Raw genomic sequence first — 12877 nt, 5'->3', positions numbered from 1 at the left:
TTCGTGAGGGATTGAGAAGTGCGTGTCCTTGCCCGGGTGGCCTTCGCGGTCGCCGTGTCGTCCCTGGTCGCCATGTCCGGTTTCGTCGCGACCATCACCGCGTCCGCCGCCGCGGCGGCACCGGTGCCGTGCAAGGCACGACCCACCGCAACCGGGTACGTCAAGGCCGAGAACCGCCGTGCCGGCTCCACCGGCTGGCGCTACACCGCGCGGGTGAAGACGAGGCTGCAGGCGTTCGCGGACGTGACTTCGGTGCGGTGCGGTAACAGCGTGCACCTGATGGTGTCCACCCGGGCGCCGAGGGCCACCGTGACCGCCTGGCGGATGGGCTACTACGGCGGCGCGGGCGGGCGGGCCGTCTACACGTCCCGGGCGTTCCGGACGAAGCTCCAGCCGGCCGCGGTGATCGACCGGGCGACCCGTACCCCGCGAGCGCCCTGGCGCGTGACCACCTCGATCCACATCGACGGCCGGTTCACTCCCGGCTCGTACCTGCTGAAGATCACCGACAGCCGGGGTGGGCAGGCGTTCGTTCCGCTGACCGTCCACGACCCGCTCTCGCGGAGCCCTCTGGTACTGATGTCCGAGCCGCTGACCTGGGCCGCCTACAACGACTGGGGCGGCGCCAGCTCCTACCGGGGTGCGACCGGGAACGCCAGCCGGTCCCTGGTCGCGTCGCTCGACCGGCCGTACGCCGGCAACCACGGCATGGCCGGCTACCTCACCGACGAGTACCCGCTGGTCCGGCTCGCCGAGCAGCGCGGGCTGGACGTCGCGTACGTGACCGACGTGGACATCGATGTCCGCCCGGAGCTGCTGCGGCGGCATCGCGGGATCCTGCTCGGCGCGCACGCGGAGTACTGGACCCGGCGGATGCGCGCCGGCTTCGACGCGGCCCGCGACGCCGGGGTGAACCTCGCTCTGTTCGGCGCCAACACCGCGTACTGGAGCATCCGGATGATGCGCTCCAGCTTCGGCGCGAACCGCGCCTTCGCGATCTACCGCGAGGCGGGCCGCGACCCGAAGGCCGCCACCAATCCGGCCGCCGCGACGATCCGGTTCCGTCACCTGCCGGGCATGCCGCCGGAGAGCACGCTGTTCGGCCAGTCCTACCAGGGCTGCCCCGGCCACGACGGCGACCTGGTGGTCACCGCCCCCGACTGGCCGTTCCCGGCGGACACGCCGCCGGGAACCGTCCTGCCGAAGGGCGTGCGGCGCGAGTTCGACCGGGTCGACCCGGACGCGCTGCCGCCGGACGCCTCGGTGCAGATCCTCGCCGGCGCGGCGATCCAGGGCTGCCACGGCAACGCCAACAGCACCTACCACGCTCACGTCACCTACTACACGTCCGGTTCCGGCGCCGGCGTCTTCGCGGCCGGAAGCCTCGGCTGGGTCTGCCACCTGTACGGCACGACCTGCAGGTACGGCGGCACCACGGCCGCACGGACCCGCTCGGTGTTCACCGTCACCACGATCAACCTGATCTCCGCGATGGCCCAGGGCCCGCTCGGAACTACCCACCCCAGCCGGGCAACCGACACGTCGATCCCGCCGGAGGCCTTCGACGCCGGCAACAGCACCGTCTCCGGCGACGCCGAGCAGGACGGCGGCGAGGGCTCCCAGCCCGTGACCCGGGCGGACGGCGAGGGTCCCGGTACGCCGGTCTCCTGGCTGCCCGCTCCGGTCGCCACCGACGACCTCTGGCCGGGGCCGCGGGACACGCGGGAGCCGACGGCCGGGTGAGGCGGGCCGACCGTCCACAGGCGACCGCGGGCCTACGGCTCCGGCGAGGTGGCTCCGGTAGTGACCGCCGGCCTCGTGTGGTCGGTGGGTGCGGCCACCCGCCGGAGTCCCTCCGGCCCGGCAGCCGTTGGCGGGCCGCCGGGGACGCCCTGGTCCGGCACGGTGGCCTTGACCGGGGTCGGCGGCAGCAGCGCGGCCAGCCACTTCGGCAGCCACCAGTTGCGTTCGCCCAGCAGCACCAGCGTCGCTGGCACGAGTAGCAGCCGTACCACGCTCACGTCGAGCAGCACGGCGACCGCCAGCCCGAAGCCGATGGCCTGGATCGGGATCAGCGTGGTGAACGCGAACCCGCCGAACACCACGATCATGATCGCGGCGGCGGGCCCGATCACTCCCGCCGTCCCGGTCACGGCCCGCACCACGGCGTCCTTGGTCGAGTAGCCGTCCAGGTGTGCCCGCCGGACCGCGGTGAGCAGGAAGACCTCGTAGTCCATGGACAGGCCGAACAGGATGCAGAACAGGAACAGCGGCAGGAACACCTCGACGTAGCCGGGAGCCTGCACCCCCAGCAGGGACGCGCCGTGCCCGTCCTGGAAGACCCACACCAGGACGCCGTACACGGCCAGCACCGAGGCCAGGTTCGTCACCACCGCCTTCAGGGCGATGGGCAGGCTGCGGAACGCGACCATCAGCAGCACGAACGACAACACCAGCACCAGCGCGATCACCTTGGGCACGCTGCCGCCGACCTGCGCGTTGAGGTCGACGTTCTGGGCGGGTTCGCCGCCCACGAGCACCGTGGTCCCGGCGCCCGCCACCTCGGGCAAGGTGGCCCGCAGCCGGTGCACCAGGTCGATCACCTGCGCCGACTGGGGTCCGTGTTTGGTCGCCACGGTCAGCGCCGCGACCCGGCCGTCCGCGCCGATCTGCGGCGGCGCCACGTCCACGACCTCCGGGTCGGTGTGCAGCCGGGCCGACAGGGCCCGGGCGACGCGTTCCACACCGGCCCGGGTGTCGGGGGCGATGGGGGCGGCGTCGCGGCCGCCGGTGGCGCTCGGCGCGGCGACCAGCACCCGCAGCGGCCCGGCCCGGCCCGCGCCGAAGCCGTCGGCCAGCCGCTGCGCGGCCACCCGGGGGGCCGCGTCGGCGGCGAGGATGTCGGGGCCGGAGGTGCCCAGGCGCAGGTGCAGCGCGGGCAGCGCCAGCAGCGCCAGCAGGGCGACCGTCGCGCCGACCACCCACCACGGGCGGCGCACCGGCAGGCCGACCACGGCCCGGAGGCGGCCGGCCCGGGGCTCGTCGTCGTACGTGCGGCGGCCGAGCCGTCCGGGCAGCCGCAGCGCGTTGACCCGGGTGCCGAGCATCGCCAGCATGGCGGGGAACAGGGTCAGCGCGGCGGCCGCGGCCACCGCCACCGCGATCATGGCCCCGAGCCCCATCGACCGGTACGCGGGCACGTCGACCAGCTGCGTACCGGCCAGCGCCACCACGACGGTCAGCGCGGACACCAGCACGCCGTGCCCGCTGTTCCCGAGCGCCTCCCCGACCGCCTCCTGCGGCGTCAGCCCCTGGGCCAGGGCCCGGCGGAACGGCCGCAGCACGAACAGCGCGTAGTCGACGCCGACGCCGACCGCGATCATCGTGGCGAGGTTCTGGGTGAAGATGTTCACCGTGGTGTTGGCGGCCAGCACCGAGATGAGCGCCAGCCCCACGCTGGCCGCGATCCCGGCCAGCGCCAGCGGCAGCAGGGCCGCCACCGCGCTGCCCAGCGCCAGCAGCAGGATCGCCAGCACCAGCGGCAGCACGATGCGTTCGGCGGTGGCCAGGTCCTCCGAGCCGGTCTCCTGGAACGCCGCGTAGAACGGGGCGTCGCCGGTCATCGCGCCGTCGGCCGGGGTGCCCTGCAGCGCCCGGTCCACCGCCTCCTGCAGCTCGGGGGCGTGGGCGTATGCCGCGTCCTGCGGCTCGTTGATGCCCACCTCCACGACGGCGGTGCGCCGGTCGGGGGAGACCTGGCGGGTGGTCAGGGGATCGGAGACCTCCGCTACGCCGGGGCTGGCGGCCAGCGCCGCGCGGACCCGGGTCAGCGCCGCGGCGTACCCGGGGTCGTCGATCGTGGTCCTGTCGGAGTGCACCACGAGCACGCTGGTGCGGTCGAAGCGCTGGGGCAGCGCCTGCTTCTCCAGCGCCGCCACCCGCGCCGAGCCGGAACCGGGGACCTCGAATCCACCCGCGGTCAGGTTGTCGGACAACTGACTCAGCGCGGGCACCCCGGCCAGCACCGCCACCAGCCACAGGCCCAGCACGAGCCGGCGGTGCCGGCCGATCATCCGGCCCCAGGCGGCGAAGCCCGGGCGGGGTAGTACCCGCCGCCCAAGGTTGCGAGGTGCGGTGTTCGTCGCGGTCCGCGTCACGATGTCTCCTTCCGGCCGGTGGCCCGCACTGGCAGAGCCACGGGCGGCGGTCGGTGATACGTCAGGTCGGCGGCGGTATCAATCGGGCGGCCCGGCCATCTTCCTCCTGCAGACGCGCCCCGTCGGACGCGCCGAATCCAGTGAGAGAGCCGGGAGCCAATGAGTACGAGCATTGACCTGCGGGACCGCTACGCCGTGATCGGTGCCGGCCCGTCCGGGCTGGCCGCCGCCAGGAACCTCATGGCCGAAGGGGTGGCCTGCGAGGTGCTCGAAGCGCATGACGGCGTGGGTGGCATCTGGGACCGCGCCAACCCGCGCAGCTCGGTGTACGCCAACACCCACACGATCACCTCGAAGAAGGTGACCGAGTACCCCGACCTGCCGCTCGACGACGATCTGCCGACCTACCCGCGACACGACGCGATTCTGGACTACCTGCGAGCGTACGCCGCGCAGTTCGACCTGATGCCGCACATCCGCTTCGGTCAGGAGGTCACCGAGGTGACCCCGGACGGCGAGCACTGGATCGTCCGGACCTCCGACGGCACCAGCCGCCGCTACCGCGGGGTGGTGCTCGCCAACGGGCACAACTGGTCACCCCGGTTCCCGCGGTACGAGGGCGGCTTCGACGGCGAGACGATGCACTCGCGTGACTACGACACCGCCGCGGACTTCACGGGCAAGCGGGTGCTGGTGGTGGGCGCGGGCAACTCCGGCTGCGACATCGCGGTGGAGGCCGCACAGACCGCCGAGTCCGTGGCGATCAGCATGCGGCGCGGCTACTACTTCGTCCCGAAGTACATCCTCGGCAAGCCCGCCGATCAGGTCGGCGACGCAAGCCAGTCGCTGCGCCTGCCGATCGGGCTGGTCCGGCGCGTGTACAAGCTGGTGCTGCGCGCCACGGTCGGCCGCCCGCAGGACTACGGCCTGCCCGTGCCGGACCACAAGCTGCTGGAATCCCCGCCGATCGTGAACTCGCTGCTGCCGTACTACGTGGGCCACGGCCGGGTGAAGGTCCGCCCGGAGATCAAGGAGCTGCACGGCGACAAGGTCGAGTTCACTGACGGCCAGGTCGACGCGGTCGACGTGATCGTCTACGCCACGGGCTTCCAGGTGGAGCTGCCGGGCCTCGACCGCGCGCATCTGAGCTGGCGCGACGGCCGTCCCGACCTGTACCTGAACGCCTTCTCCCGCCAGCACGACAACCTGTTCGTCGCGGGGCTGACCGACGGCACCGGCGGCCACTTCCCGACGGTGGATCTGCAGACCAAGGTGATCGCGAAGTTCATCGCCGGCCGCGATCGCGGCAGCGCGGCCGCCGCCGAGCTGGCCCGGCGCAAGGCCGACGAGCATCCCGACGTCAGCGGCGGGATCAAGTTCATCGACTCGCCGCGCAGCCTCACCCAATTCGAGCTGCACACCTACCTGCGCCAGCTGCGCCGCCACCTCGACGACCTGTCCTGAGGAGTACACCGATGACCGTCACCGACAAGGCGACCGCCGGACCGCTGGCCGACGTGGTCTTCGAGGTCCCGTACAGCAGTGTCAGCCAGTACTACGAGTACTACGGCGACGCGCCCGCCCCAGCCGTGTACGGCCTGTCGTGCGTCTGGCAGACCTTCGAGGTCGGCCGCCGCCTCGAGGCCGCCGGTCACGGCCCGGTCCGCTACCTGGTGGACGGGCGGCACGTGGCCGCGGTGACCACCACGGCGGACGGGATGGACGTCTACGACCCGTACCTGCTGCACCTGGAGCCGTTGCGGCTGCGCCGGGCCGACGCCGGGCCCAACGGCACCGTGACGGCCGTGCGGGAGGCGGTCCCGTTCCGCAGCACCGGCGCGGGGGAACCCGCGCCGGGCCGGGTCCGGGCGGTGTGGACGCCGAAGCGTAACCGGCTGCGCCTGGAGTACACCCGGTTCAGCCCGAGCCGCGGGCACCACGTCGTGTCGCGCATGTTCACCTTCGCCACCGACCGGGTGCTGGGGGCCGTGCCACCACCGGCCGAGGTGGTTCGCCCGCTGCTGCTGCACCCCGAACAGAACAACCTTTCCGTACGGGTCGTCGACCGCGACCTGGGGCTGCACGAGCTCGTCTACCCGCTGGCCGCCTCCGCCGGGCCGCCGCACCGGCGGGACCTGCTGACCCGCGACAACGAGGGCCGGTGGGCTCGGCACGGCCGCCGCGACTTCGACACCTCGCTGGGCGCCATCGCCGACACCCTGGCGGTGAGCACCTCCGAACTCGTCGACTTCGTGCTCGGCGGGGTGGACATCTACCGCCGGATCGTCCCGGCAGACCTTGAGATCGCGCCGTACTCACTGGAGGACGAATGACATCCTTTTTCCTCGCCGGGCTCATGCAGGGCTCCCGCGACGGCAACGACACCGCCGACCAGTCGTACCGGGGTGACCTGCGCGACCTGATCCTCGCGCACCGGCCGCAGGCGACCATCTTTGATCCGGGCGAGCTGATGGCGCAGTGGCTGTCCGCGGACGCCGACGAGCTGCGCCGCAGTCACGGCGAGCTGGCCACCGCGTCGGTGCTCACCCGTACCCGGCTGGCGCCGCCGGTCAACCGTCTGATCACCACGTTCCACGACCTGGTGGGGCTGGCGGCGACGGCCGACGTCTGCGTGGCCTGGCTGCCGGGGCACGAGGCCAGCATGGGCACGGCGGTGGAGATGTACGCGGCGCACCAGGCGGGCCGCCACGTCGTCGCGATCACCGAGATGCGGCAGAACCTGGCCGTGCTGGCGACCGCCACCCACATCGTGCCGACCCTTGCGGCGTTCGCCGAACTGCTGGCCTCGGGGGCGCTGGATGCCTAGCGGACAGGGCCTGGTGCCCTCGGACGGCCACGCCCGTCCCCGCGACGCGTGCGGGGTGGTCGGCGTGCTCGCCACGGCCCCGGCAAGGGCCGCCGACACCGGGGTGGCGGCGCGGGCCTATCAGGGGCTGGCCGCCCTGCAGCACCGCGGCGACCAGAGCGCGGGCATCGCGGCCGGTGCGGCGGGCCGCCGTACCGGCCGGGTAGCCGGGCCCGGCCCGGTCCGCGAGGCCCTGGCCCGCGCCGACGTCGACGCCCTGCGCGGCGACGTCGCGGTGGGCCACGTCCGGTACGCCACCGCCGGCGGCCTGGGCACCGCCAACATCCAGCCGATCGAACGGCAGGTCGGCGGCGTCTGGTTCGCGCTGGCCCACAACGGCAACCTGGTCGCCGCGCCGCAGCCCGCGGACGGCAGCGACCTGGAGCCCGGGGCCAGCGACAGCCTGACGGTCGCGACCCTGCTGGCCGAGGCGCTCGCGGGGGGCGCCTCGTCGTTCGAGCAGGCGCTGTGCGATCTGCTGCCGAAGCTGACCGGGGCGTACTCGTTCGTGCTGACCGACGGACGGAGCCTGTACGGGCTGCGCGACCCGAAGGGCCTGCGGCCGCTGTGCCTGGGCCGGGGCGGCGACGCCTGGGTGTTCGCCTCGGAGACCCCGGCGCTGATGGAGATGGACGCCGACTTCGTCCGCGAGGTGGAGCCCGGTGAGCTGGTCGTGGCGGACGCGTCGGGGATCCGCTCGGTGCGCCCGTTCCCGCCCGAAAGCGTCGAGCACCGGCTGTGCCTCTTCGAATTCGTGTATTTCAGCCGCCCCGACGGGGATCTGTATGACCGGTCCGTGTACCTCACCCGGTGGCGGGCCGGTGCGGCACTCGCCGTACACGCTCCACTCCCGCTGGACGAGACCCGTCCGGAACGGGAGGTGCTCGTGCTACCCCTGCCGGACTCGGCGATCCCGGCCGCGGAGGGGTACGCGGCGCGCAGCGGGCTGCCGTACGGCGAACCGCTGGTGCGCAACCGCGAGCACGGCCGTTCGTTCCTGGCGGCCGCGCAGGGCGAACGGGAGCGGCGGGCCGCCTCGAAGTTCCGGCTGATCCCGGAGCTGGTCCGCGGCAAGCGGCTCGTCGTCGTCGACGATTCGCTGGTGCGGGGCACCACCACCCGCGCCGTCACCGCCCAGCTGCGGGCGGCCGGCGCCGCGGAGGTGCACCTGCGCATCGCCTCGCCGCCGTGGCGGTGGCCGTGCCCGCTCGGCATCGACGTCGGCAGCCACGGCGAGCTGGCGGCGGCCACCTCGACCCTGTCCGCGATCCGCGACGAACTGGGCGTGGACAGCCTCAACTATCTGCCCTTGGATCAGCTGCTCGACGCGGTCGGCGCGCCCGCCGGTCAGTTCTGCACCGGCTGCCTCACCGGGGACTACCCGGTGCGGGTGCCCACGGTGCCCGGCCAGCGTCCCGACGACGTTCTCGTTCCCGCGCCGGCCGGCTGCGTCAGCCGGACCGTCGCGCACCGCACCGCCAACCACCGAAGCATTCGGAAGGAACCTCAACGATGACCAGTGACACGTTCACCCGACCCGTCGTGGCGGCGGATGCCGCCCGCCCGTCGACGCTGATCCGGTCGCTGCCGGCCACCGTGCACGAGGAGGCGGTGCGCAACCCGGAGCGCACCGTGCTGACCGCCCTGGACCGCGACGGGCAGACCGCCGAGGTGCTGACCTGGGGCGAGCTGGACCGCGAGGCCCGCGCCCTGGCGGCGGACCTGCGGGCCGTGGCGGCGCCCGGTGACCGGGTGCTGGTGCCCGCGATGCCGGACCTGCGGTTCCACGTCGCGTTCCTGGCCTGCCTGTACAGCGACCTGGTGGCGGTGCCGGTGCCGCCGATCCGGCCGGCCGGGCTGCGCTCGGCCGCCAACGGCAAGCGGGCGAACCGGCTGGACCGGCTGCTGGCGATCTGCGCCGACGCCGAACCGGTCGCGGCCGTGGTGCCCGGCGCGGTGGTGGACGCGCTGGCGCAGGTCGCCGCGGGCGAGCCGGTGCTGCGCCGGATGCACCTGATCGCCGCCGAGCCCCGGGACACGGACAACCTGGTCGACGTGCCGGGGTGGGTGGACTCGAACGAGGTCGCGTTCCTGCAGTACACCTCGGGTTCGACGGCCGCGCCGCGCGGCGTCGTGATCACGCACGGGGCGATGCTGGCCAACCAGCGGATCATCGCCGGGCACCTGCAGGTCACGTCGGAGTCCACGGTGGTCAGCTGGCTGCCGGTGTACCACGACATGGGGCTCTGCGCCGGGCTGCTGCAGCCGCTGTACGTCCGCGCCCAGGCGATCGTGATGGCGCCCGAGACCTTCATGGTGCGCCCGGAACGCTGGCTGCGGGCGATCTCCGGCCGCCACGACGTGATCTCCCCGGCGCCGGACTTCGCGTACGCGCTGTGCGCCGCCCGCATCGAGCCGGAGGTCCGCCGCGAGCTGGACCTCAGCGGCTGGCGGGTGGCCCTGAGCGGCGCCGAGCCGGTCCGCGCGGAGACGATGCGCGCGTTCATCAAGGCGTTCGCCGTCAGCGGCCTGCCCGAGACCGCACCGACCGCCGGGTACGGCCTGGCCGAGTCGACGCTGTTCGTCAGCGGCGGCCGCGCCGACGAGCCGCTGAAGGTGGGCCGCTTCGACCGCGAGGAACTGGCCCACGCCCTGGCCAGCGCCGCCGGACCCGACGCGCCCGCCGCCGAGGTGGTGGGCTGCGGCGCCACGGCCGCCGAGGTGGAGGTCGCCGTGGTCGATCCCGTCACGTTCCGGCGGTGCCGTCCCGGGCAGGTCGGGGAGATCTGGGTGGACTCGCCCAGCAACGGGGTCGGGTACTGGGGTCAGCAGGAGAGCAGCCGTGAGATCTTCGCGGCGGAGCTGGCCGACGAGCCCGGCCGGGGCTGGCTGCGCACCGGCGACCTGGGCTTCCTGGAGGAGGGCGAGCTGTACGTCACGGGCCGGCTCAAGGACGTGGTGATCATCCGGGGGGCGAACTACTACCCGCACGACTTCGAACGGCTGGTGCAGGCGTCCGATCCGCTGCTGGCGGGCGGGATCGCGGCGGCGTTCGGCGAGGCCGGTGCGGACTCGGTGACCGTGGTCGCCGAGGTGGCCCGCGACGTCACCGAAGCGGAGGCGCAGGCGCTGACCGTGGCGGCGGCGCGGGCGGTGGCCGAGCACCTGCCGGTGGCCACCGGCATCGTGCTGGTGCCGCGGGGCAGGGTGCCGCGTACGACCAGCGGGAAGGTGCGCCGCGGCGAGTGCGCGACGCACCTGGCCCAGGGCACGCTGCCGGTGCTGGCGAGGTGGCCGCGTGCGGCCGCGTGAGGTGGGCGCCGCGCTGCCGGCGACCACGGCGGGGAATCCCGGTGTTTCCACCGCGGCGGTCGTAGCGTGGCTGCGTACCCATCTCGGCGACACCCTGGGCGTCGCGCCCGACTCGCTGGACGGCGACGCGCCGCTGGCGGTGTACGGCATGACGTCGCTGGTCAGCGCGATGCTGCTGGCGGACCTGGAGGATGAGTTCGACATCGCGGTGGATCCGGCCGACGTCCCGCCCGACGTGTCCCTGATCCAGGTCGCCGAGATCGCCGTGGCCGCGCAGGCGTAGGCCACGGCAGGCGGAGCACACACCAGGAGGAATGGATGCCACTGGAGCGTTTCGGGTTCATCGTCACCGGGGCCGGGCTCGATCCGGACAAGCACCGCGCCTCGATCCGCAGCGACGCGTTCGACGGGATCATGGTGGGGGTGAGCCGCCCGGAGCAGGGTGTGGCGGTCGCCCGGGCCCTGGTCGCCGACGGGATCCAGCTCATCGAGCTGTGCGGCGGATTCGGGCCGGTCTGGACGGCCAAGGTCATCGAGGCCATCGACGGCGCGGTGCCGGTCGGTTCCGTCGGCTACGGCCCCGAGTCGATCAACGGCATGCACGCCCTGTTCCCGGACTGAGAAGCACCGATTCACGCGGGGGCCAGGACCACGTCGTCCTGGCCCTCGTCGTTTCTGCTGTCGATCGGCCCGCGCGTGTCCGCGACCGGATGTATCAATGCGCCCGCTCGGCCATCTTGCTCAACGGATGCCCGGCACGCGCCGCGCTCCGCAGGCGAATCCGGTGAGAAACGAGGAGTCCTCCGATGAACGCAGCGCCCCGCCCGGCCCGCGCCAGGACGTGGTTCCGCGGCGCGCGGCTGTACGCCGCGGTTTCCGTGCTGGTGGTGCTGACCGGGGTGTTCGCGGCGACCCGGGTCGGGCAGGGCGCCTCCGGGTGCGCCGAGCCCCGGCCGGTGTTGCAGGTCGCGGCGGCCCCGGACATCGCCGGTGCGGTGGGCGAGGTCAGCCGCCGGCTGGTCCGCGTGGCGGGCCGCTCCGGCTGCTTCTCGGTCGCGGTGACCGCGCGGAGCTCGGCCGAGGTCGCCGACGCGGTGACCCGCGCCAGCGCCCGGCCGCCGGACGTGTGGATCCCCGAGTCCACGGTGGTGCTGCGCCGCTTGGGCGCCGACGTCGTGGGCCGCCCGGATCCGGCCCGGTCCGTGGCCACCAGCCCGCTGGTGCTCGCGGTCTCCCCGGATGTCGCGGCCCGGCTCGGCGGTGCCCGGCCCTCGATCGACGATCTGGTCGCCGCGGCGGGCGGGGACCGGCCGGTGGCGCTGCGGCTGCCCGAACGCGGCTCGGCGGCCACCGCCGGGGCCGTGCTGTCGCTGCGGGGCGCGGTCGCGCGGCGGCCCGACGCGCGGGCCGCGCTCACCGGAGTGCTGCGCACCGCCGAGCCGGACGCCGCGCCGGCCGCCCTGACCCCGGCGGCGCTGGCCAAGGGCCACGCGGCGGCGCCGATGACGGAGCAGGCGGCGTGGGCCGCCCGGAGCGCGCTGGTGCCGCTCTACCCCCGGCGGGCCGGGTTCGTCTTCGACTACCCGTTCACGGTGCTCACCCTCGACGGCTACCGCCAGCAGGTCGCGGGGCTGCTGTTCGACGCGCTGCGCGGCGCGGCCGGGCAGGAACTGGTCACGGCGGCGGGCTTTCGCGACGTACGGGGCCAGGCCGGTGCGCCGCTGGCCGGCTGGGGTGCGCCCGGCCCGGTGCCGGCGTCCGCGCCGGACGACGCGGCGCTGCGCGGGGTCGACCGGATGCTGGACACGGTACGGCGTGACGCGCGCCTGCTGGCCGTCCTGGACGTGTCCGGGTCGATGGGGCGCGCGGTCGAGGGCCTGCCCGGCGCCACCCGGATTGACCTGGCGAAGCAGGCCGCGGAGCGCGGGCTCGCGCTGTACCCGGACAGCACCGAGGCCGGGCTGTGGATCTTCGCCACCGATCTGACTCCCACCACGGACTACCGGGAGCTGGTCCCGGTCGCGCCCCTGGCCGCCGGCTCGGACGGCACCGGCAACCGGTTCCGCCTGGTCGACGCGCTGACCGGTGTGCGCCCCGTCCCCGGCGGGAACACCGGGCTGTACGACACCACGCTCGCGGCGGTGGGCGCCGTGCGGCAGGGCTGGAACCCGCGCAAGGTCAACGCGGTCATCCTGATCACCGACGGGGCGAACGACGACCGGCACGGACTGAGCCGCGCCGCGCTGCTGGCGGCGTTGCGGGCCGGGCAGGCCACCGGTCGGCCCGTACCCGTGATCACGGTGGCGTTGGGCCCGGACAGCGACGTCCGGGCGCTCGCGAGGATCAGCGCGGCGACCGGCGGTGCCTCGTACGTGGCCCGCGATCCTCGCGATGTCCGCGAGGTCTTCCTGGACGCCCTGGGCCAGCGCGCCTGCCGGCCCGACTGCGCCCCGGCGCCGACCCGCTGACCCGCTGACCCGGGAGGAAAGCCATGCAACCGGCATACGGGACAATAGGATGTGAAGCCTTGTCGACCGCCCTC

The 12877-nt window shown here is 74.0% G+C and carries 10 protein-coding genes; 9 read left to right on the top strand and 1 reads right to left on the bottom strand.

The features are described 5' to 3' along the window. Positions 1 to 18 precede the first annotated feature (18 nt). Positions 19 to 1743 (top strand): N,N-dimethylformamidase beta subunit family domain-containing protein, encoded by a 1725-nt coding sequence (locus EV385_RS32170; protein WP_130512860.1) that lies wholly within the window; start codon positions 19 to 21, stop codon positions 1741 to 1743. 32 nt (positions 1744 to 1775) lie between these two features. On the opposite strand, the gene EV385_RS32165 is transcribed toward EV385_RS32170, so the two are convergent. Then, positions 1776 to 4157, bottom strand: a complete 2382-nt coding sequence (locus EV385_RS32165) for an MMPL family transporter (protein ID WP_130512859.1) — start codon at positions 4155 to 4157, stop codon at positions 1776 to 1778. A gap of 159 nt (positions 4158 to 4316) precedes the next feature. Between EV385_RS32165 and EV385_RS32160 the strand changes: the two genes are divergently transcribed. The 8 genes from EV385_RS32160 (at position 4317) to EV385_RS32125 (ending at position 12803) form a co-directional block, all read left to right on the top strand. Further along, positions 4317 to 5621: a flavin-containing monooxygenase gene (locus EV385_RS32160; protein WP_130512858.1), complete on the top strand. Its 1305-nt coding sequence runs from the start codon at positions 4317 to 4319 to the stop codon at positions 5619 to 5621. 11 nt (positions 5622 to 5632) lie between these two features. Beyond that, on the top strand, positions 5633 to 6490 hold the full coding sequence (locus EV385_RS32155) for a hypothetical protein (protein ID WP_130512857.1): 858 nt from the start codon (positions 5633 to 5635) through the stop codon (positions 6488 to 6490). Beyond that, positions 6487 to 6984 carry a hypothetical protein gene (locus EV385_RS32150; protein ID WP_130512856.1) on the top strand — a complete coding sequence of 166 codons (498 nt, stop codon included), beginning with the start codon at positions 6487 to 6489 and terminating at the stop codon, positions 6982 to 6984. The genes EV385_RS32155 and EV385_RS32150 overlap by 4 nt, the downstream gene beginning before the upstream one ends. Then, entirely contained in the window at positions 6977 to 8539 is a 1563-nt protein-coding gene (gene purF / locus EV385_RS32145; RefSeq protein ID WP_130512855.1) for an amidophosphoribosyltransferase, read from the top strand. Before EV385_RS32150 ends, purF begins: the two co-directional genes overlap by 8 nt. After that, on the top strand, positions 8536 to 10335 hold the full coding sequence (locus EV385_RS32140) for a fatty acyl-AMP ligase (RefSeq protein ID WP_130512854.1): 1800 nt from the start codon (positions 8536 to 8538) through the stop codon (positions 10333 to 10335). Before purF ends, EV385_RS32140 begins: the two co-directional genes overlap by 4 nt. Then, positions 10322 to 10618, top strand: coding sequence for an acyl carrier protein (locus EV385_RS32135; protein ID WP_130512853.1), 297 nt, complete (start codon positions 10322 to 10324; stop codon positions 10616 to 10618). Before EV385_RS32140 ends, EV385_RS32135 begins: the two co-directional genes overlap by 14 nt. 35 nt (positions 10619 to 10653) lie before the next feature. Then, complete coding sequence (locus EV385_RS32130; protein WP_130512852.1) at positions 10654 to 10956, top strand: DUF6506 family protein; 303 nt, start codon at positions 10654 to 10656, stop codon at positions 10954 to 10956. 185 nt (positions 10957 to 11141) lie between these two features. Then, positions 11142 to 12803 carry a substrate-binding domain-containing protein gene (locus tag EV385_RS32125; protein WP_130512851.1) on the top strand — a complete coding sequence of 554 codons (1662 nt, stop codon included), beginning with the start codon at positions 11142 to 11144 and terminating at the stop codon, positions 12801 to 12803. The last annotated feature ends 74 nt before the right edge of the window (positions 12804 to 12877 follow it).

The organism is Krasilnikovia cinnamomea, assembly GCF_004217545.1.
Lineage (GTDB): Bacteria > Actinomycetota > Actinomycetes > Mycobacteriales > Micromonosporaceae > Actinoplanes > Actinoplanes cinnamomeus.
The sequence above is the reverse complement of the archived record's forward strand: the minus strand, read 5'-3'. Positions and strand labels throughout refer to the sequence as shown.

Coding starts and splice junctions, on each gene's coding strand:
- EV385_RS32150 (WP_130512856.1), top strand. CDS start 6,487: ATGACATCCTTTTTCCTCGCCGGGCTCATGCAGGGCTCCCGCGACGGC.
- EV385_RS32160 (WP_130512858.1), top strand. CDS start 4,317: ATGAGTACGAGCATTGACCTGCGGGACCGCTACGCCGTGATCGGTGCC.
- EV385_RS32140 (WP_130512854.1), top strand. CDS start 8,536: ATGACCAGTGACACGTTCACCCGACCCGTCGTGGCGGCGGATGCCGCC.
- EV385_RS32125 (WP_130512851.1), top strand. CDS start 11,142: ATGAACGCAGCGCCCCGCCCGGCCCGCGCCAGGACGTGGTTCCGCGGC.
- purF (WP_130512855.1), top strand. CDS start 6,977: ATGCCTAGCGGACAGGGCCTGGTGCCCTCGGACGGCCACGCCCGTCCC.
- EV385_RS32155 (WP_130512857.1), top strand. CDS start 5,633: ATGACCGTCACCGACAAGGCGACCGCCGGACCGCTGGCCGACGTGGTC.
- EV385_RS32130 (WP_130512852.1), top strand. CDS start 10,654: ATGCCACTGGAGCGTTTCGGGTTCATCGTCACCGGGGCCGGGCTCGAT.